We start from the raw sequence: 19224 nt of genomic DNA on the forward strand, positions 1-19224 counted from the left end.
AGGGTCAGCGGCACGAAGGGCAGGTGCCGAAGATCTCCAGCGTGTGGGAGACGTCGGCGTAGCCGTGCTCCGCCGCGATCGCGTTGGTCCAGCGTTCGACAGCAGGCCCCTCGACCTCCACGGTGCGACCGCACGAGCGGCACACCAGGTGGTGGTGGTGGCTGTCGGAGCAGCGCCGGTAGATCGCCTCGCCGTCCTCGGTGCGCATCATGTCGACCTCGCCGGAGTCGGCGAGCTTCTGCAGGGTGCGGTACACGGTGGCCAGACCGACCGAGTCGCCGCGCCGCGCCAGGATCTCGTGGATCTCCTGGGCCGAGTGGAAGCCTTCCGTGGCGCCCAGCGCGGAGGCGACGGCCAGTCGCTGCTTGGTGGGGCGGAGCCCGGAGGCGTCAGTGCTCGTCATAGTGGGGCGCTCCCGTCTGGTCGACGTGCACCGCGTGCCGGTGGCCGTCGTGGACGTAGTCGACATGGTCGCCGTGCTCGACGGCCAGGTGGCCGCAGTGCGGCCCGTGCTCGTGGTCGTGCGTCATCTCGCACGTCTCGTGCTCGGCCGGCGCCTCCGCCTCGACGGGGAAGGGGGCCGCGAGGCGGCGCCGGTGGCGGAGCAGGGACCCGATCGGCCAGGTGACCGCGAAGCAGGCGAGAGCCAGCAGCACGATCGTGGGACCCGGCGCGACGGTCGCCTTGAAGGAGGCGAACGCCGAGATCACCAGCCCGCCGAGCGATGCGAACGTGCCGAGCGCCATCGCGCCCAGCAGCGTCGTGCGGAACGAGCGGGAGACCTGCTGGCTGGTCGCGACCGGCACCACCATCAGCGCGCTGACGAGCAGGAGCCCGACGGTGCGCATCGCGACGGTCACGCTCACCGCCGCCAGGACGGCGACGAGCAGGTTGTAGGCGCGCACGTTGAGACCGGAGACCTTCGCGAACTCCTGGTCCTGGGCGACCGCGAAGAGCTGCGGGGAGAGCCCGACCCCGACGGTGATCACGACTGCCGCGAGCACCATGGTCACCACGACGTCGCTGATGCCGATCGTCGTGATCGAGCCGAACAGATACTCCTGCAGGTGTGTCGCCGACTCGCCGCTGATGCCGGTCAGCAGGACGCCGCCGGCGAGACCGCCGTAGAAGAGCAGCGCGAGCGCGACGTCGCCGTTCGCGTGGCCGCGCTCGCGGATGATCTCGATCAGGGTCGCGCCCAGGACCGCGACGACGACCGCCGTCCAGGTCGGTGAGGCGCCGGTGAGCAGGCCGAGCGCGACGCCGGTGACGGCCACGTGGCCGAGGCCGTCGCCCATGAGGGCGAGCCGGCGCTGCACGAGGTAGGTGCCGACCGCGGGGGCGGCGAGGCCCGTGAAGACGGCGGCGATGAGAGCCCGCTGCATGAACGGCAGGCCGAAGAGGTCCGCGGGGGTCATCGATGGGTCTCCTCGTCGGCCTCGAGGGGGGAGGCGACGTGCGGTGCGTGGTCGGCGTGGAGGTCGTACGCCGACCGGTGGTGCGGCGCATGCACGTCGGCGTGCGCGAGCGGGGGCCCGTCGTACGCGACGCGACCGTCGCCCATCACCACGGCGCGGTCGACGAGCGACTCGAGGGGGCCGAGCTCGTGCGCGACCAGCACGATCGTCGCCCCTCGGGCCTTGAGCTGCGCGAGCGCGTCGGCCAGCGCGTGCTGGTTCGGCAGGTCGACGCCGGCGGTCGGCTCGTCGAGGAAGAAGAGCTCCGGCTCCGCGGCGAGGGCACGCGCGATCAGAACACGTTGCTGCTGGCCGCCGGACAGCGTCGCGACACCCTCATGGCCCTTGTGCGCGAGCCCCACGACCTCCAGCGCGTCGTCGATCGCGGCACGGTCGGCCCGGCTCAGCGGACGGAACAGCCGCCGGTGCGTCAGCCGGCCGGATGCGACGACCTCCCACACGTTCGCAGGGACGCCGGAGGTGGCGCCGACGCGCTGCGGGACGAAGCCGATCCGGTGCCACGCGTCGAACGCGTCGAACGGCGTGCCGAACAGCTCCAGGTGGCCGCCGGCCAGCGGCCGCAGGCCCGTCAGTGCGCGCACCAGGGTCGACTTGCCCGACCCGTTCGCACCCATCAGGGCGACGAACTCGCCCGACTCGACGTTCAGGTTGATGCCGCGCAGGACGGGTCGCCCGCCGATGGCGACGACGCCGCCGGTGAGCGTGATGGGCGGCGCGGTGGGCGGGGCGGCCGGGAGCGGGCTCAGTGACATGCGTTCGCCTCTTCCAGCGCCTTCAGGTTGGCGCGCATCAAGGACAGGTAGTCATCGTTCGAGGTCTGGTCGGTCAGGCCCTCGATGGGGTCGAGCACCGCGGTCCGCACGCCCATGTCGGTGGCCAGCGTCCGGGAGAGCTCCGCCGGCGCGAGCCTCTCCCCGAAGACCGTGGTGATGCCGTCGGACTCGATGAGGTCGTGCAGCCGCCCCAGGTCGGCCGGCGTGGGCTCGGCGCCGGGGGAGAGGCCGGCGATCGGCTCGACGTACAGCCCGTAGCGGGCCAGGTAGCCGAACGCGTCGTGCGAGACGACGATCGTGTCGCGTTCGCAGTGCGCCAGGCCGGCGGCGTACTCGTGGTCGAGGGCCGTCAGCTCGGCGTCGAGCGCCGCCGCGTTGGAGCGGTACGTCGACGCGTGGGCGGGGTCGATCGTCGACAGCTGAGCAGCCACTGCGTCCGCTACCTTCGCGAGCTTGAGCGGGTCCTGCCAGAAGTGCGGGTCGAGGTCTCCGTGGTCGTGCGCCTGCCCGGCCTCCTCGTCGGCGGTCTCGCCGCTGTGGTGAGCGGTGTCGTCGTGGCCCGCGTGGCTCATCGGCTCGAGACCGGCGACAGCCGCCGCGTCGACCTTGCGAGCGGCGGACTGCTTCACGGCGGCGTCGACCGAGGCCTGCAGGCCCTTCTCGTAGACGACGAGGTCGGCCAACGCGGCCTCCCCCGTCTGCTTGGGCGAGAGCTCGAGGTCGTGCGGCTCCTGACCGGGGCGGGTCAGGTCGCTGATCCTGACGAGGTCGCCGCCGACTCGCTCGGCGACGAACTGCAACGGGTAGAACGCTGTCACGACGTCGATGTGTCCGTCGTCGGGCGTCGGCGCCGTCTCGGAGAACGCAGCGCAGCCGGTCAGCGCGAGCGTCGCGGCGACGACGGCGACGATCCGGAACATGACAATGATTCTCACTCGCATTGAGAACGGTTGTCAATCTTCCGGCTGTGGCCACGCGAAGCACACCGTGCCCGTGCCACTCGATAGGCTGATCGCTCACCGAGCCGCCGTACCAGGAAGCAGGACCACGTGGCCAAGCCGCCCGCATCGACCGTCGACAACGTCGTCTCCCTCGCGAAGCGTCGGGGATTCGTCTACCCGTGCGGTGAGATCTACGGAGGCACCAGGAGCGCGTGGGACTACGGCCCGCTGGGTGTCGAGCTCAAGGAGAACATCAAGCGCCAGTGGTGGCGCTCGATGGTCATCAGCCGCGACGACGTCGTCGGCCTCGACTCGAGTGTGATCCTGCCCCGTCAGACCTGGGAGGCGTCGGGCCACGTCGCGACGTTCACCGACCCGCTGGTGGAGTGCTTGAGCTGCCACCACCGCTTCCGCGCCGACCACCTGCAGGAGGCGTACGCCGAGAAGAAGTCCATCGCCGACCCCGACGACGTCCCCATGTCGGACATCGCCTGCAGCAACTGCGGCACGCGCGGCCAGTGGACCGAGCCGCGCAACTTCTCCGGCCTGCTCAAGACCTACCTCGGCGTCATCGAGGACGAGTCCGGCCTGCACTACCTGCGCCCCGAGACGGCGCAGGGCATCTTCATCAACTTCAACAACGTCGTCACCAGCCAGCGGATGAAGCCCCCGTTCGGCATCGCCCAGATCGGCAAGTCGTTCCGCAACGAGATCACGCCGGGCAACTTCATCTTCCGCACCCGCGAGTTCGAGCAGATGGAGATGGAGTTCTTCGTCAAGCCGGGCGAGGACAAGGAGTGGCACCAGTACTGGATCGACACCCGGATGGCCTGGTACACCGACCTCGGCATCGACCCGGACAACCTGCGCCTCTACGAGCACGCGCAGGAGAAGCTGTCGCACTACTCCACCCGCACGGTCGACATCGAGTACCGGTTCAACTTCCCGGGCTCGGAGTGGGGCGAGCTCGAGGGCGTCGCCAACCGCACCGACTTCGACCTCACCACGCACTCGAAGCACTCCGGCACCGACCTGAGCTACTTCGACCAGGCGGCGAACGAGCGCTACACGCCGTACGTCATCGAGCCGGCCGCGGGCCTCTCCCGCAGCCTCATGACGTTCCTGGTCGACGCCTACACCGAGGACGAGGCGCCCAACACCAAGGGCGGTGTCGACAAGCGCGTCGTGCTCAAGCTCGACCCGCGGCTCGCCCCGGTCAAGGTCGCCGTCCTGCCGCTGAGCCGCAACGAGGCCCTCTCGCCGAAGGCGCGCGGTCTCGCGGCGGAGCTGCGCAAGAGCTGGAACGTCGACTTCGACGACGCCGGCGCGATCGGCCGCCGCTATCGCCGTCAGGACGAGATCGGCACGCCGTTCTGCGTCACGGTCGACTTCGAGACCCTGGACGACCAGGCGGTCACGATCCGCGAGCGGGACACGATGTCGCAGGAGCGCGTCTCGCTCGACCGCGTGCCGGCGTACCTCGCCGAACGGCTTCTGGGCTGCTGACGTGACGCGCCGCGGGGGGACGGGCCCGACGCTCGTCGTGTCGGCGTTGCTCGCCGTGGCGGTGCTGTCGGGCTGCTCGGGCGGCTCGGGTGGCTCCGACGCCTCGGGTGGCTCCGGCGGCCCGTCGGCGTCGGCAGCCGGCCGGACGCCGAGTACGTCGGCCACCACGGCGTACCCCTCCGGCGCGCCGACCGGCACCGTGCTCACCGAGCCGGGCACCACCGTCGCCCTCGGGTCGGACGCGACCGTGTCCTGGGAGCCGAGGCAGGGTCAGGTCGGCACCGTGCGGATCAAGGTCGACAGGATCGAGCGCACGACGTTCGTGAAGAGCTTCCGCGACTGGCGGGTCGACGCGACGACGAAGACCTACGCCCCGTACTTCGTGCACGCCCACGTCACCAACCTCGGCACGAGCGACCTCGGCGGCGCCGCGGTCCCGCTCTACGGCGAGAGCGCGGCGAACGCGCTGGTCGAGCCGGCGGTCTTCAAGGAGACCTTCAAGCCGTGCCATCCCAGTGTGCTGCCGAAGCCGTTCCCCGCAGGCAGGAGCGTGCCGGTCTGCGTGGTCTACCTGGTGCCCGGCCGCGGCCAGCTGGTCGGCGCGGCCTTCCGGCCGACCCAGGACTTCGCGCCCATCGTGTGGAAGTCGGCCTCCTGAGGGCGGCGCCGGGCAAGGATTGGGTCCGGTGCCGGGGCGCGTCGGACAATGGGTGACATGACGCTCCGGCTCGGCACCCTCGAGATCGCCACGCCCGTGGTGCTCGCGCCGATGGCGGGCATCACCAACGCGGCGTACCGCCGCCTCTGCGCCGAGCAGGGCGCCGGCCTCTACGTCTGCGAGATGATCACGTCGCGCGGCCTCGTCGAGGGCGACCAGCACACCAAGGACATGCTGGTCTTCGACGAGCTCGAGACGGTGCGGTCGGTGCAGCTGTACGGCACCGACCCCGTGTACGTCGGCAAGGCGACCGAGATCCTGTGCGCGGAGTACGGCGTCGCCCACATCGACCTCAACTTCGGCTGTCCGGTCCCCAAGGTCACCCGCAAGGGCGGCGGGGGAGCGCTGCCCTGGAAGCGCAACCTGCTCGGTGAGATCCTGCGGCACGCGGTCGCGGCCGCCGAGCCGTACGGCATCCCGGTGACCATGAAGACCCGCAAGGGCATCGACGCCGACCACCTGACCTACCTCGACGCCGGGCGGATCGCCGAGGAGAGCGGCGCCGCCGCGATCGCGCTGCACGGCCGCACGGTGTCGCAGGCCTACTCCGGTGTGGCCGACTGGGACGCCATCGCCGAGCTCAAGGCGAGCGTCACGAGCATCCCGGTGCTCGGCAACGGCGACATCTGGGAGGCCGCCGACGCCCTGCGCATGGTGGAGCAGACCGGCGTCGACGGCGTCGTCGTCGGTCGGGGCTGCCTCGGCCGCCCGTGGCTGTTCCGGGACCTGGCCGCGGCGTTCGCCGGTGAGACCGTCGCAACGCTGCCGACGCTCGGCGAGGTCGCCACGATGATGCGGCGCCACGCCGAGCTGCTCTGCCAGCACATGGGCGAGGAGCGCGGCTGCAAGGAGTTCCGCAAGCACGTCAGCTGGTATCTCAAGGGCTTCTCCGCGGGCGGCGCCATGCGGCGCGACCTCGGGCTGGTCAAGACGCTCGCCGACCTCGACGAGCTGCTCGCGGACCTCGACCCCGACGAGGCCTTCCCGGTCTCCGAGCTCGGCGCTCCTCGCGGCCGACAGGGGTCGCCGCGCGACAAGGTCGTGCTGCCCGAGGGGTGGCTCGACGACACCGACGGCATCGGCTGCGTCATCGCCGAGGACACCGTCTCCGGCGGCTGATCTCCCCAGATTTCGCCGCCCGGGGTGACGAGCGCCACGAGGTGCTCTACTGTCCCCGATGCGGGGCGGCCACCACCGGTGTGCTTCAGTGGAGGCCGCGTTTCGTCTGTCGTGGGGACTGGACGAGCCGTGTGACCTGTCGTCGAAGCTAAGGATCAGCGCTGTGGCTCAAGGCCGCCACAAGCGGGACACCGATGCCCGCGGTTTCGCACCGAAGCCCTCTCGCAAACCACTCATCAAACCCATATTCAAGCCGTCTCGTGCCGCTCTGGTGGCTGCGCCGGTGGCCGTGATGGCCACCGCGGCGGTCGTCACCGCCGGACTGACCTCCGGGGGCGGCGCGACCAACGACCAGGCTGCCGCGGCCGCCGACGTGAGCAATGTGGTGGCCGCGCCCGTCCCGAGCGCCGCGGTGCGACTCGACGACCGCAGCACCACGGTGTCGCGCTCGCTGAGCCGCCGCCAGGCCGTCCAGGCACGCACCGGGAAGACGCGCTACACGACCACGGCCCTGGACCTGTGGAAGGTCCCCGGCAAGCACGCCGGCAAGTCGGGCGAGGCCAAGCCGGGCACCAAGGTGCTCGCCACCGGGCGTGAGCTCGACGGTCGCGTCGAGGTCGTCGTCGACGGCGCCGTCGCCTGGGTGACCCAGGGCTACCTCGCCGCCACGAAGCCGGCGCCGAAGCCCCCGGAGCCCGCGGGCCTCTCCAACGAGCCGTGCCCGGACATGAGCGTCGAGAGCGGTCTCAAGCCGCAGACCATCAAGGTCTACCGGTCGGTGTGCCACGCGTTCCCGCAGGTCACCGAGTACGGCGGCTGGGCGGCGCGCTCCGAGCACAACACCGGCAACGCGATCGACGTCATGGTGTACGGCGACAAGGCGCTCGGCGACGAGATCGCTGCCTGGGCGCAGAGCCACGCCGGCGAGCTCGATCTCTACGACCTCATCTGGTACGACCGCATCTGGACGCCGGTCCGTTCCTCCGAGGGCTGGCGTGACTACGGCGACCACGGGTCGGCGACCGCGAATCACATGGACCACGTCCACATCGGCACGAACTGAGCGTCGCGCAGCGGAGCGTCCGCTGCGTTGTCGGGCCTCGCCGGCCGCTTCGCTGCCAAGGCCGCCTTCGGCCCTCCGCCTTGCGGCCGCACACCCTGCGCGACGCTCAGCGCCCCTCCGGCTCGCTAGGGTTCCGGTGTGGACAGCCTGTACGACGACGCCGACCGTGAGCGCATCGTCGCCGAGCTGCCCAAGCGTGTCGACGCACCGGAGCGGACCCCGTTCGAGCGCGACCGTGCGCGCGTGGTCCACGCGGCGTCGAGCCGCCGGCTGGCGGCCAAGACGCAGGTGGTCGGTCCGCAGTCGGACGACTTCGTCCGCAACCGGCTGACCCACAGCCTCGAGGTCGCCCAGGTCGCCCGCGACCTCTCCCGGGCGCTGGGCAGCCAGCCCGACATCGCTGAGACGGCGGCGCTGGCCCACGACCTGGGACACCCGCCGTTCGGGCACAACGGCGAGGCCGTCCTGGCCACCCTCGCCGAGCCGTGCGGCGGCTTCGAGGGCAACGCGCAGACGCTGCGCCTGCTCACCCGCCTCGAGGCGAAGACGTTCGACGCCGCCGGCGAGTCCGTGGGCCTGAACCTCACCCGCGCCACCCTCGACGCCTGCACGAAGTACCCCTGGCGGCGCTCGGAGGCACCCTCGACCCTCGGGGGGAGTGCGAAGTTCGGCGTCTACGAGGACGACCTGCCCGTCTTCACCTGGCTGCGCTCGCCGGAGACGGGCCATCGCAAGTGCGTCGAGGCGCAGATCATGGACCTCGCCGACGACGTCGCCTACTCGGTGCACGACGTCGAGGACGGCGTCGTCGCCGGTCGCGTCGACCTGACCCGGCTCGACGCCGAGCCGGTGTGGGAGATCGTCCGTGAGTGGTACCTCCCGGGCGCATCGGACGACGAGCTCTCCGCCACGCTGAGCGGGCTGCGGGCCGTCGGCAGCTGGCCTGAGGCGTCGTACGACGGCAGCAGGCGGAGCCTGGCGGCACTCAAGAACCTCACGAGCGACCTGATCGGGCGCTTCTGCGGCGATGTGCAGGCGGCTTCGGGTGCGCCCGGCGCGTTCGCCCGCTACCGGGCCGACCTCGTCGTGCCGGAGCAGACGCTGCGGGAGATCGCCGTCCTCAAGGCGATCGCCGTCCACTACGTCATGCGGTCCGACGACCGGCGGCTGCTGCTCGAGCGCCAGCGGGAGCTGCTGGCCGAGCTGGTCGCCGTCCTCGTCGACCGCGGGGCGGACGCGCTCGACCGGCTGTTCGCCGACGACTGGAGGGCAGCCCCCGACGACGCCGGGCGGCTGCGCGTCGTGATTGACCAGGTCGCCTCGCTCACCGATGTCACGGCGGTGGCGTGGCACGCACGACTGACGGGGGAGTCCGGTGTCTGAGCCTCTTGTGTGGTTGCCCTTCGACCCCTCGGAGCTGGCGGAGGTGCCGTCCGGGCTGCGGTACGAGGTCGTCAACCCGATGAGGCACGTGCCCGACAGCGTCTCCGACGTCGCGTTCTACGTGCCGCCCTACGACATGGGCCCCCGCATCGCGGACGCCTTGCCGCAGATGACGTCGCTGCAGGTGATCCAGACCCTGTCCGCCGGTGTCGACAACGTGCGCGGTCACGTGCCGTCCGGCGTCACGCTGTGCAACGGACGCGGCATCCACGACACCTCGACCGCCGAGCTGACCCTGGCGCTGATCCTCGCCAGCCTGCGCGGGCTGCCGCGCTTCGTGCGCCAGCAGGGCGACCACGAGTGGCGCGGGGGCTTCGAGCAGTCGCTGGCGGACAAGCGCGTCCTCCTCGTCGGGTACGGCTCCGTCGGCTCGGCCATCGCAGCGCGGCTGCGCCCCTTCGAGTGCGAGGTCGTGCCGGTCGCCCGCCACGCCCGGGACGGGGTGCACGCGATCGCGGAGCTGCCCGAGCTGCTCCCGACGGCCGAGGTGGTCGTCCTCATCGTGCCGCTGACCGCCGAGACCCGGGGGCTCGTCGACACGACCTTCCTCGACCGGATGAGGGATGGCGCGCTGCTGGTCAACGTCGCCCGCGGCGCGGTCGTCGTCACCGACGACCTGGTGGCGGCGCTGGGGACCGGCCGGATCCGGGCCGCGCTCGACGTCACCGACCCCGAGCCGCTGCCGGCCGAGCATCCGCTGTGGACGGCGCCGAACGTGCTCGTCAGCCCGCACGTCGGCGGCGCGAGCAGCGCGATGTGGCCGCGTGCGCACCGGCTGGTGCGGGAGCAGCTGGAGCGTTTCGCCGCGGGGGAGGCGCTCGCGAACGTGATGACGGGCGAGTACTGACCCCCGTGTGTGGAGGACCCGCCCGCCGGCGTACCTCCTGACCGTAGGATCGGGCCGTGGCCGGACGCATCCTCGAGAAGAGCATCACCGAGGTGCGCGAGAAGGCCCGGATCGAGGACGTCGTCAGCCAGTTCGTCACGCTCCGCAACGCCGGGAGCGGCTCGCTGAAGGGCCTGTGCCCGTTCCACGACGAGAAGTCGCCGTCGTTCAACGTCACGCCCGCCCGGGGCTACTACCACTGCTTCGGCTGCGGCGAGGGTGGCGACGTCATCGACTTCATGATGAAGATCGACGCGCTCAGCTTCGGCGAGACCGTCGAGCGCCTGGCCGAGAAGTTCGGCGTCCAGCTGCTGCGCGAGGACGGCGACGCCACGCCGGAGCGGCGCGGACCGTCCCGTGGCAAGCTGGTCGAGGCGCACAAGGTCGCCCAGGAGTTCTTCGCCGAGCAGCTCCTCACGCCCGACGCCCTGCCGGCCCGCCAGTTCCTCGCCGAGCGCAGCTTCGACCAGGCGGCCGCGGAGACCTTCGGTCTCGGCTTCGCGCCGCGCTCCGGGAACGCGCTGTTCCAGCACCTGCGCGGCCGCGGCTTCACCGAGGAGGAGATCGTCGTCGCCGGCCTGTCGCGGCAGAACCGCTGGGACGTGTTCCAGGGCCGGCTGGTGTGGCCGATCCGCGAGCCCGGGGGCGATGCCATCGGGTTCGGGGCGCGCAAGCTGTTCGAGGACGACCGGATGTCGGGGAAGTACGTCAACACGTCCGAGACGCCGATCTACAAGAAGAACCAGGTGCTCTACGGCATCGACCTCGCCCGGGTCGGCATGCGGCAGACCGGGCAGGCGGTCGTCGTCGAGGGCTACACGGACGTGATGGCCTGTCACCTGGCCGGCATCACGACAGCGGTCGCCACCTGTGGCACCGCCTTCACGACCGACCACGGCAAGGTCGTGCGGCGGTTCATGGCCGACTTCAAGGGATCCTCGGGCGAGGTGGTCTTCACCTTCGACGGCGACAAGGCCGGCCAGGCCGCGGCGATGAAGGTGTTCGAGGGCGACCAGGAGTTCGTCTCACAGACCTACGTCGCGGTGGCGCCCGACGGTCTCGACCCCTGCGACCTGCGGATCAAGCAGGGTGACGAGGCTGTGCGCGAGCTCGTCGCCGGACGGCAGCCGCTCTATCGGTTCGTGCTCGGCAACGTGCTCGCCCGCTACGACCTCGACCGCGCCGACGGACGCATCGACGCGCTGCGCGAGGGCTCGGCGCTGGTCTCGTCGATCCGGGACCGGTCGAAGGCCGACGCGTTCGCGCGCGAGCTCGCCGGCATGGTCGGCGTCGACATGGAGCATGCGCTCGCAGAGGTGCGGAGGGCGCAGAGCAGGGACCAGGGGCGAGGGGCCCGTGGCCAGGCGCCGCCGACGGATCGACGCCAGCAGACCCAGGAGCAGCCCGCCGTACCGGCGCAGCGACTGCCCGACCTGCGCGACCCGCGCTTCGCGGTCGAGCGCGAGACGCTCAAGCTCGTCCTGCAGCACCCGATCGCGATCGGCCGCACCACGGCCGAGGTCGGTCCGGCCGACTTCACGCACCCGGTCTACCGCGCCGTGTGGGAGCTCGTCGCCGCTGCCGGCGGCCCTGTCGACGGGGCGTCCGACCCGCAGTGGGTGTCGACAGTCCGGGCCCGGGCGACGGACCCGCGGCTCGGGCAGGTGGTCAGCGCCCTGGCGGTGGAGCCGATCCGGGCGAAGGAGGCCGACCCGGCCTACGTCCTCGAGCACATCGTGCGGCTGCGCGAGGCGACCATCATCCGGCAGATCGCCGACGTCCACAGCCGGCTGCAGCGCAGCGACCCGGCGGCCGATCCCGAGGGCTACCTCTCCGCCTTCAACGAGCTCAACCGTCTCGAGCAGCAGCGCCGCGCGCTGCGTGACCGGATCGTCTCGTCGTGAGCATCTTCAGGAGATCGAGCGTGTCGGTCGCGACCGGCGAGCGCGTCCTCGCCAGCGCCCCGCTGATCGGCGGCGAGGGCGTCGTCGCCGGCACCCGCGAGGCGCTGTACGTCGCCGACCGCCGGCTGCCGTGGGAGCAGGTCGAGGCCGCGTCGTGGGATCAGGACTCGAGCGTCCTGACCGTGAGCGAGGTCGGCGCGGGCGCCGTGCACCGGCTCGCGGTCGACAGTCCCGTCCGGCTGCTCCAGCTCGTCCGCGAGCGCGTGACCGCGAGCGTCGTGCTGCAGCGAGCCGTGCCGCTGCCGCTCGGAAGCGCGCGGGTCGTCGCCCGCCGGGCGGGTGGGGGCAACCGGGACGTGACGTGGTTCGTCGAGTACGACGCTCTGGCCGACCCCGACGACCCCGCGGTCGTCGCGCTGGTCCGGGCGGCGCTCGCCTCGGCCCGCGACGATCTTGGCGACGCGTGAACGGCCGTGAACGCCACTGATCGCGAGGCCGATTTCGTCGGCTCGGGCGCGACTTGCTAAGGTTTCGCCCGCTGCCAAGCGATCCCCTGTAGCTCAACTGGCAGAGCATGCGACTGTTAATCGCAGGGTTGTTGGTTCGAGTCCAACCGGGGGAGCAATCAAGGGCCGTTGACCTGTCTGAACAGGTCGGCGGCCCTTCTGCATCGCCGGACGTCATACGAGCTGGCTGCCTGGGTAGCCAATGCGTATGACGTCTCGGGTGGGGTGCGCGGGGACTGGGTGTGTCGGCCGGTAAGGTCACCGCGCGAGGGGCGGTAGCTCAGTCGGTCAGAGCAGAGGACTCATAATCCTTGGGTCGTGGGTTCGAGCCCCACCCGCCCTACACAGTGCGTTGTGTTGCTCCGCCTGAGGGGTGACATCCGGGCTTCGGCTGATGGGTGGCACTCCCGAGTGATGCGGGAGATGAGCGTGGCTGAGCAGCGGTGGCCGACGCGGCGGCAGAGCGCCCCTTCCGCACCCGGAAGAGGCGCCCGCCGACGGGCGTGGTCAGCTGACCGGGCCGCGCGGAGTTGCGACCTTCGGCCGTGCCCCGTTCTTGAGATGACCCCCGTTCTTCTTCGAGGAGTCGAACACCTGGGTGTCGTAGGCCATGTGGCCGACCATGTTGGCGAAGGTCTTCGACATCCAGGTCAGCACCTCAGGGTCGTTGTTGCTGAGGTTGTCGCACCAACGGAAGGGGTTGTCCACGCAGCCTCCGTCGTCCCCAGGCACCGTGCCCTCGAAGTTGCCCTCGTAGCCGCCGAAGAGTGCGACGTCCGAGGCCAGCTTGCAGCAGTCCTGACCGGTGAGCACCCCACTCGCAGGGATCCCGGCCTGCTGGAACATGAATGCGTCGGTTCCATCCGCCGAGAACAAGATGTGGTTCTGCCCGATCGAGTTCAGGTAGTCGATCCCGTGGTCGCGCCCGATCGCGGACGGAGCCCAGATGCTGGGCGGCATCGGCGTGCCGGGGTCGCGGCTGAACAGGTTGACCCCGTCCTTCGGGTCGAGGACGCCCGCCACGTAGTTCGGCGTGGCCGTCACGTCAGCATCCAGGTCGAACTTGATCTTCGCGAGCTCGTCCGCCGGCAGGGTCTCGACGTAGTACTCCGAGCCGAGCAGCCCCAGCTCCTCACCGCCGAACCAGATGAAGCGCAGCTTGTTGCGGGTGTTGGTGTTCTTCAGCTGCTGGGCGATGTCGAGGATCGTCGCCGAGCCCGACGCGTTGTCGAGCATCCCAGCGCCGTAGATGGCGTCCAGGTGGGCGTCGACGACCAGGATGTTGTTCGGGTCGCCACCCTTGGAGTCGGCGATGACGTTCCAGTCGGAGCGGTTCGGGTCGTCGATGGCCTTGACGTCGATGTTCAGGGTCGGACCGGTCCCGGGGACGTACTGTCCGAGCAGCTGGGTGCCCACGGCGTACGACGTGAAGATGACCGGGATGTGCTCGGTCCCGGCGAGCGAGCCGCTGAACAGGCTGGTGCGGCCGGGGTTGCCCTCGTTGAAGATGATCGCCGCCGAGGCGCCGGCGGCCTGTGCGTTGGCCACCTTCTGCGCGAAGGTGCACGTCCCGCGCTGGATCAGGGCGATGTTGCCGACTCCGAACCCGGCGAAGTCGGACGCTGCGCACCCGCTGGCCGAGCTCGGCGCAGGCGTCGCGGGCACCACGATCCCGCCGGCCGGCTGCAGCTTGGCCGTCGTCGTCCCTGCGACCGGACCGGGGTTGAAGTCGGTGCCGAGCCCGAAGGAGTGCGGTGTCGGCAGGGTCTCTCGGAGCACGGGGTCACCGATGAAGCTGAAGTAGTGGAACTTGTACTCCTGCAACGTGACGTCGTAGCCCGCAGCTCGCATGACGTTGGCGACGTAGTCGGCCGAGGCCTTGTAGCCGGGCTCACCCGAGTTGCGCGACGGGTGGCCGTCGGCGCCGGGGTTGGCGTCCGCGATCTGCTGGAACTTGACCATGTGGGCCCAGAGATCGGCCTTGGTGACGCAGTCGACGAGCTTCTGGGGCGTGTTGTTGACCCGGTGGGCACAGGCCGCCGGGTTGGCGTCGGGGGTCGGAGCGGTGGGTGTCGCGCTCGATGCGACCGCGGGAAGGGCAGCAGCCGTTGCCAGCACTGCCGCACTGGCGACCGCGATCGTCCAACCTCGACGTCGTCCGTGTTGTGGGTTCATTCGTGACGTTCCCTTCTGACGGAGGACCCGCCGGCGTCGTCGTCGACGAGCCTTCCGACGTTACTGCTGGCGGCGGATTCCTGACCAGACGATCGCAGCCGGCCCGGTTGCGCGAGCCACCCGTTCGCGGGTGGTGTCGGGCAGGGCTCCGATTCCTAGTCTGGAAGCCAACAGGCGGCGTACGGGGAGGAAGCGCGCATGTCCGATGCGACGGCCGGCGAGCCCGTACCGAGCGAAGACTTCAACCGTCGGCTGGCGCTGCTGCTGTCGATGGCGATGTTCGTGCTCGTCGTCGACACCTCGCTGATGAACGTGTCGATCTCGGCGGTCGTACGAGACCTCGACGCCACCGTCAGCGGCGTGCAGTCGGCGATCGCGCTGGAGGCCCTGGTCTCCGCGTCGTTCATCCTCATCGGTGGCAAGGTCGCGGACCTGATCGGGCGCAAGCGCGCCTACATCCTGGGACTGTGCGGCTACGGGATCGGCGCCATCGCCATGACGCTCGCGCAGGACCTGCTGGCCATCATCATCTTCTGGGCGATCGTCGGCGGCATCGGCGCCTCGCTCCTGCTGCCGGGCATGCAGTCGCTCATCCACGGCAACTTCGAGGGCGCCGACCAGAAGCGCGTCTACGCGTTGGTCGGCGCGTCGGCGGCGATCGCCGCCGCCGTCGGTCCGCTGGTGGGCGGCTTCCTGACCACGCTGTTGTCCTGGCGGGTCGCCTTCCTAGGGGAGGCCGTCATCATCGCCGTGGTCCTCAGCGGCGCCGGCCTCGTCAAGGACGTCCCCTACAGCGGGCCACGGCAGGTGGACGTCGTCGGAGCGGTGCTGTCGGTCCTCGGCATGGGCGGGCTCGTCCTCGGCGTCCTGGTGTGGCAGGAGGGCGGCACCGCGGTCGGCGCGTTGATCGCCGTGGGAGTCGTCGGCCTCGGCTCCCTCGTCTACTGGTTGGTACGACGGCACCGCGCCGGGCGCCCCACGCTCGTCGACCCCACACTCTTCCGGTCGCTCTACTTCCGGCTCGGCATCTCCAGCCAGATGCTGCAGCAGATCGCCCTCGGCGGCGCCATGATCGTGCTGCCCATCTACTTCCAGATGGTCCTCGAGTACAACGCCCTCGAGGCCGGCATCTCGCTGGCGCCGCTCTCGCTGAGCATGTTCGCGCTGTCCGCGCTGGCGGGGAAGCGGGCCGCCCATCGCCGGGCGAGCGGCATCATCCGCATCGGCTTCCTGCTCCTGGCCCTCGGCCTGCTCGCCGTCGTGCTCGTCGTGCCGCATGCCGACTCCGGCTGGGCGCTCGCCCTGCCACTGGCCGTGACCGGCGCCGGCCTCGGGCTGCTGGTGTCCCAGCTGAACAACTACACGCTGGCCCCGATCTCCGAGGAGCGCGTCAGTGAGGCGTCGGCCGTCAACTCGGCCGCGGGCTCCTTCGGCCTGTCGTTCGGGCTCGCGTTCGCGGGTGCCGTGATGCTGGCGTCCCTGTCGGCCGCCTTCACCGCGCAGGCACAGGCGAGCGACGTCCTCCCGTCCGGCAGCAAGGACCAGGTCGCCCAAGCGCTGGAGGACGACGCCGAGGTCATGAGCAACACGCAGCTCAACGAGCAGCTGGCCGGTCAGCCGGCGGACGTCCGCGACGAGATCATCCGGATCAACACCGACGTCCGGCCTCTCGCCCTGCAGATCGGGCTCGGGGTCCCCATCGTCAGCGCACTGATCGGGCTGGGTCTCTCCTTCCGCATGGTGCGTCTGCCCGAGCTCGAACGCCGGTCGGGGGTCGAGGACGTCCTCGGCTGAGGCCACGGGGCCGGTCAGTGCAGGGCGACCTTGAGCAGCGCGACGAGGATCCCGAGGGCGGCCCCGGCGGCCGCGCTGGCGATCCGGCCGCTGGTGTCCAGCCCGCCTCGCACACCCGCCAGGTAGCTGTAGATCGTCAGCAGCGCGATCGTCGCGCCGAGCGCGATCCACGCGGCGGTGCGCATCTCGGCGCCCGCGAGCCTGCCGACGATCAGGACCAGCAGCGGCACGATCGACGCGCCCAGGATCGGCACTGTCTCGACGAGGGCGTGCCGGAACGCGGCGATCGGATGATGCCGGTGGGTCAGGGAGCTGCCCAGCGTCACTGCGTGCACGTGTGCCAGCCAGTACACGGCGACGGTGCCGACGATCGCGAAGCAGAGCTCGGCGGTCGACTTGACGTGCCCGGCGCCGTACGCGATGGCGGCCGCGCACACGACGGTGCCCGTGATCGCCCCTTCGCCGCCCGTCACCAGACCGAGGGGGTCGCGGCGCGGCTCGGACTGCGCGGATCCATCGTGCGTCGTCATCTGATCGCCGCGACGCTGGTGACGGCGTCGGCCGGGAGGTCGGGACGCCCCTCCAGCCTCCGGTCGAGCATGACGGCCGCGTCGATCAGCGACAGGTGCGTGAAGGCCTGGGGGAAGTTGCCGAGCTGCTCGCCGGTCAGCCCGATCTCCTCGGCGTACAGACCGAGGTGGCTCGCGTACGTCATCATCTTCTCGAACGCCAGCTGCGCCTTCTCGAGCATGCCCGACGCCGCGAGTGCCGTGACGTAGGCGAAGCTGCACAACGAGAACGTCCCCTCCTCGCCGGCGAGCCCGTCGGGGGAGGCGGCCGGGTCGTAGCGGTAGACCAGGCTGTCGGTGACCAGCTCGCCGTCCATGGCCCTCAGCGTCGAGAGCCATCGCGGGTCGCGCGGCGAGACGAAGCCGACGGTGGGCATCCGCAGCAGGGACGAGTCGAGTACGTCGCTGCCGTAGTGCTGGACGAAGGCGCCGCGTCCCTCGCTCCATCCCCGCGTCATGATCTGCTGGTAGATCGCGTCCCGCTGGGTCCGCCACCGTTCGAGCGGAGCCGGTCGTCCGCGGTCCCAGGCGAGCCGGATGCCACGGTCCAGGGCCACCCAGCTCATCAGCCGGCCGTAGGTGAAGTCCTTCCGCCCGCCCCGCGTCTCCCAGATGCCCTCCTCAGGTTGGTCCCAGTTCGCGACGAGCCACTCGAGCAGCTCGGACACCCGGTTCCATCCGTCGTGGCCGATGATCAGCCCGCGCTGCTCGCCCTGGTAGAGGCTGTCGATCGCCTCCCCGTAGATGTCGAGCTGCAGCTGGTCGGCGGCGCCGTTGCCGATGCGCACGGGCGCGGAGCCGCGGTAGCCCTCCCAGTGGTCGAGGACCGTCTCCTCCAGGTCGGAGCCACCGTCGACCCGGTACATGATGTTGAGCGGCCCGCCCACGCCGCCGATGTTCTCGTCGATGCGGGAGCGCATCCAGCGACCGAGGGCTTCGGCCTCGTCGGTGAAGCCGAGGCTGAGCAGGGAGTAGACGGAGAACGACGCGTCGCGCACCCAGGTGTAGCGGTAGTCCCAGTTGCGCTCGCCGCCGAGCTGTTCGGGCAGCCCCGCGGTCGGAGCCGCGACGATGCCACCGGTCGGGGCGTAGGTCATCAGCTTGAGCGTGATCGCGGAGCGCTCGACCATCTCGCGCCACCGCCCGCGGTACGTCGACCGGGCGAGCCACGTCTTCCAGAACGCCAGCGTCTCGACGTACATCTCCCAGACCGCCGCCGGCCGCACCACGTCGGGTCGTGCGCGGCGACCGGTCTCCAGGATGACGCCGCGGGTCTGCCCGGCGGTGAGGGTGACCTTCGCGCGTACGTCGTTCTCGGCCTGCTCCGCCCGCGCGAGCCTCGCGTCGTCGTGCTCCCGGACCTGGCTGATCGCCAGGGCCGTCGTGGCGGTCTCGAAGACCGCGCCGTCCTCGCTGAGCTGTAGCCGGTGCGGCTCGCGCCCGTAGTCGAAGCGCGGTGCGATGTCGATCGCGAAGGTCATCTCCCCGCGCACGCAGCGGACGATCCGGACCAGCCGGTGGGTGTCGGTGGCGGTCGAGTCGGGGGAGATCGGCATGAAGTCGATGACCTCGCCGACCCCGGCCTCGGTCAGGAACCGGGTCACCAGGACGGCGGTGCCCGGGATGTACAGCTGCTTGCGGGTGACCTGCTCGGAGATCGGGCCGATGCGGAAGTGGCCGCCGTGCCCCTGGTCGAGGAGGGATCCGAAGATGCTCGGTGAGTCGAAGCGAGGTGCGCAGAACCAGTCGATGCTGCCATCGGTGGCCACCAGCGCGCAGGTGTGCAGGTCGCCGATGAGTCCGTGGTCCGCGATGAGCGGGTAGTCCGGCTTGTGGACCGGCATCTCACGTGCCTCCGAAGGACTCGAGCAGGGTCTCTCGTTCGGCCTCGGTCAGGTTGGTGCGCAGCAAGGTGGTGCCGTCGACGCGGAAGCGCTCGCCGAGCCGGTCGAGGTCGGCGCCGTCCGTGACGAGGAACAGCGCCGACGTGCCCGGGGTCAGGTCGGTGCGGATCCGGGCCAGGTCGTCCTTCGTGATGCCGGTCCCCTCGGTCGCCTTGGTGATGGTGCCGATCGAGGCGCCGACGATGCCACCGACGACGGGCACGGCGAACAGGGCGCCGGCGAGGACGCCCCAGAGCGCGCCCCAGGCAGCGCCGCGCTTCGGGTCGTCGTACGCATGGTCGATGCGGGGCCGGTCCTCTCCCGGCGGCCACGCCACGACGGCGTGGTCGACGATCCGCACGAGCCCTTCGGACGCGGCGTCCTCCAGGATCCGTACGGCGCCCTGGGCGCCCGCAGGGTCTTCGAACCGCCACACGGTGAAGGTCGTCATCGGGCATCTCCTCGT

At 70.8% G+C, this 19224-nt stretch carries 17 protein-coding genes and 2 tRNA genes; 11 read left to right on the forward strand and 8 right to left on the reverse strand.

Annotation, left to right across the window (positions count from 1 at the left end; translation table 11 throughout):
* Positions 1–4: 4 nt before the first annotated feature.
* Genes ABD205_RS15940 through ABD205_RS15955 form a run of 4 tightly spaced genes read right to left on the reverse strand, consistent with a single transcriptional unit; the run spans position 5 to position 3171 of the window.
* On the reverse strand, positions 5–403 hold the full coding sequence (locus ABD205_RS15940; protein WP_344046407.1) for a Fur family transcriptional regulator: 399 nt from the start codon (positions 401–403) through the stop codon (positions 5–7).
* On the reverse strand, positions 390–1418 hold the full coding sequence (locus ABD205_RS15945) for a metal ABC transporter permease (protein ID WP_344046408.1): 1029 nt from the start codon (positions 1416–1418) through the stop codon (positions 390–392). Before ABD205_RS15945 ends, ABD205_RS15940 begins: the two co-directional genes overlap by 14 nt.
* Positions 1415–2230 (reverse strand): metal ABC transporter ATP-binding protein, encoded by an 816-nt coding sequence (locus tag ABD205_RS15950; RefSeq protein ID WP_344046409.1) that lies wholly within the window; start codon positions 2228–2230, stop codon positions 1415–1417. The genes ABD205_RS15945 and ABD205_RS15950 overlap by 4 nt, the downstream gene beginning before the upstream one ends.
* Positions 2221–3171 (reverse strand): metal ABC transporter substrate-binding protein, encoded by a 951-nt coding sequence (locus ABD205_RS15955; protein ID WP_344046410.1) that lies wholly within the window; start codon positions 3169–3171, stop codon positions 2221–2223. Before ABD205_RS15955 ends, ABD205_RS15950 begins: the two co-directional genes overlap by 10 nt.
* A gap of 129 nt (positions 3172–3300) precedes the next feature.
* On the opposite strand from ABD205_RS15955, the gene ABD205_RS15960 reads away from it, so the two are divergent.
* From ABD205_RS15960 to ABD205_RS16005, 10 genes are all read left to right on the forward strand, one after another.
* Positions 3301–4698, forward strand: coding sequence for a glycine--tRNA ligase (locus ABD205_RS15960; RefSeq protein WP_344046411.1), 1398 nt, complete (start codon positions 3301–3303; stop codon positions 4696–4698).
* Between the two features lies 1 nt (position 4699).
* A complete protein-coding gene (locus ABD205_RS15965) occupies positions 4700–5356 on the forward strand; it encodes a hypothetical protein (RefSeq protein ID WP_344046412.1) in 657 nt (218 codons plus the stop codon).
* Between the two features lie 57 nt (positions 5357–5413).
* The gene (dusB, locus tag ABD205_RS15970; RefSeq protein WP_344046413.1) at positions 5414–6535 is read left to right on the forward strand and encodes a tRNA dihydrouridine synthase DusB; all 1122 of its coding nucleotides are present in this window, start codon (positions 5414–5416) and stop codon (positions 6533–6535) included.
* Between the two features lie 271 nt (positions 6536–6806).
* A complete protein-coding gene (locus tag ABD205_RS15975; protein ID WP_344046414.1) occupies positions 6807–7598 on the forward strand; it encodes a VldE C-terminal domain-containing protein in 792 nt (263 codons plus the stop codon).
* A 138-nt stretch (positions 7599–7736) separates the two neighbouring features.
* Positions 7737–8981, forward strand: a complete 1245-nt coding sequence (locus ABD205_RS15980; protein ID WP_344046415.1) for a deoxyguanosinetriphosphate triphosphohydrolase — start codon at positions 7737–7739, stop codon at positions 8979–8981.
* A complete protein-coding gene (locus ABD205_RS15985) occupies positions 8974–9888 on the forward strand; it encodes a 2-hydroxyacid dehydrogenase (protein WP_344046416.1) in 915 nt (304 codons plus the stop codon). Before ABD205_RS15980 ends, ABD205_RS15985 begins: the two co-directional genes overlap by 8 nt.
* A gap of 56 nt (positions 9889–9944) precedes the next feature.
* On the forward strand, positions 9945–11831 hold the full coding sequence (gene dnaG, locus ABD205_RS15990; RefSeq protein ID WP_344046417.1) for a DNA primase: 1887 nt from the start codon (positions 9945–9947) through the stop codon (positions 11829–11831).
* A 20-nt stretch (positions 11832–11851) separates the two neighbouring features.
* Positions 11852–12298, forward strand: coding sequence for a hypothetical protein (locus ABD205_RS15995; protein ID WP_344046418.1), 447 nt, complete (start codon positions 11852–11854; stop codon positions 12296–12298).
* Between the two features lie 82 nt (positions 12299–12380).
* A tRNA-Asn gene (locus ABD205_RS16000) sits at positions 12381–12453 on the forward strand.
* 153 nt (positions 12454–12606) lie between these two features.
* Positions 12607–12680: transfer RNA gene (locus tag ABD205_RS16005), tRNA-Ile, on the forward strand.
* A 164-nt stretch (positions 12681–12844) separates the two neighbouring features.
* On the opposite strand, the gene ABD205_RS16010 is transcribed toward ABD205_RS16005, so the two are convergent.
* Positions 12845–14455 (reverse strand): M28 family peptidase, encoded by a 1611-nt coding sequence (locus ABD205_RS16010; protein WP_344046420.1) that lies wholly within the window; start codon positions 14453–14455, stop codon positions 12845–12847.
* 255 nt (positions 14456–14710) lie between these two features.
* Between ABD205_RS16010 and ABD205_RS16015 the strand changes: the two genes are divergently transcribed.
* On the forward strand, positions 14711–16306 hold the full coding sequence (locus ABD205_RS16015) for an MFS transporter (protein WP_344046422.1): 1596 nt from the start codon (positions 14711–14713) through the stop codon (positions 16304–16306).
* A 14-nt stretch (positions 16307–16320) separates the two neighbouring features.
* Here ABD205_RS16015 and ABD205_RS16020 read toward each other — a convergent pair whose 3' ends face one another.
* Genes ABD205_RS16020 through ABD205_RS16030 form a run of 3 tightly spaced genes read right to left on the reverse strand, consistent with a single transcriptional unit; the run spans position 16321 to position 19209 of the window.
* Entirely contained in the window at positions 16321–16836 is a 516-nt protein-coding gene (locus ABD205_RS16020) for a hypothetical protein (protein ID WP_344046424.1), read from the reverse strand.
* Positions 16833–18719, reverse strand: coding sequence for a glycoside hydrolase family 15 protein (locus ABD205_RS16025; protein ID WP_344046426.1), 1887 nt, complete (start codon positions 18717–18719; stop codon positions 16833–16835). Before ABD205_RS16025 ends, ABD205_RS16020 begins: the two co-directional genes overlap by 4 nt.
* Position 18720: 1 nt before the next feature.
* Positions 18721–19209, reverse strand: a complete 489-nt coding sequence (locus ABD205_RS16030) for a DUF1269 domain-containing protein (protein ID WP_344046428.1) — start codon at positions 19207–19209, stop codon at positions 18721–18723.
* Positions 19210–19224: the final 15 nt, after the last annotated feature.

The sequence above is a fragment of the Nocardioides panacihumi genome (assembly GCF_039530925.1).
Taxonomy (GTDB): domain Bacteria; phylum Actinomycetota; class Actinomycetes; order Propionibacteriales; family Nocardioidaceae; genus Nocardioides; species Nocardioides panacihumi.

Excerpts from the sequence above, each read along its gene's own strand:
- ABD205_RS15940 (WP_344046407.1), bottom strand. The coding sequence starts at position 403 with ATGACGAGCACTGACGCCTCCGGGCTCCGCCCCACCAAGCAGCGACTG.
- ABD205_RS15945 (WP_344046408.1), bottom strand. The coding sequence starts at position 1,418 with ATGACCCCCGCGGACCTCTTCGGCCTGCCGTTCATGCAGCGGGCTCTC.
- ABD205_RS15950 (WP_344046409.1), bottom strand. The coding sequence starts at position 2,230 with ATGTCACTGAGCCCGCTCCCGGCCGCCCCGCCCACCGCGCCGCCCATC.
- ABD205_RS15955 (WP_344046410.1), bottom strand. The coding sequence starts at position 3,171 with ATGTTCCGGATCGTCGCCGTCGTCGCCGCGACGCTCGCGCTGACCGGC.
- dusB (WP_344046413.1), top strand. The coding sequence starts at position 5,414 with ATGACGCTCCGGCTCGGCACCCTCGAGATCGCCACGCCCGTGGTGCTC.
- ABD205_RS16015 (WP_344046422.1), top strand. The coding sequence starts at position 14,711 with ATGTCCGATGCGACGGCCGGCGAGCCCGTACCGAGCGAAGACTTCAAC.
- ABD205_RS16020 (WP_344046424.1), bottom strand. The coding sequence starts at position 16,836 with ATGACGACGCACGATGGATCCGCGCAGTCCGAGCCGCGCCGCGACCCC.
- ABD205_RS16025 (WP_344046426.1), bottom strand. The coding sequence starts at position 18,719 with ATGCCGGTCCACAAGCCGGACTACCCGCTCATCGCGGACCACGGACTC.
- ABD205_RS16030 (WP_344046428.1), bottom strand. The coding sequence starts at position 19,209 with ATGACGACCTTCACCGTGTGGCGGTTCGAAGACCCTGCGGGCGCCCAG.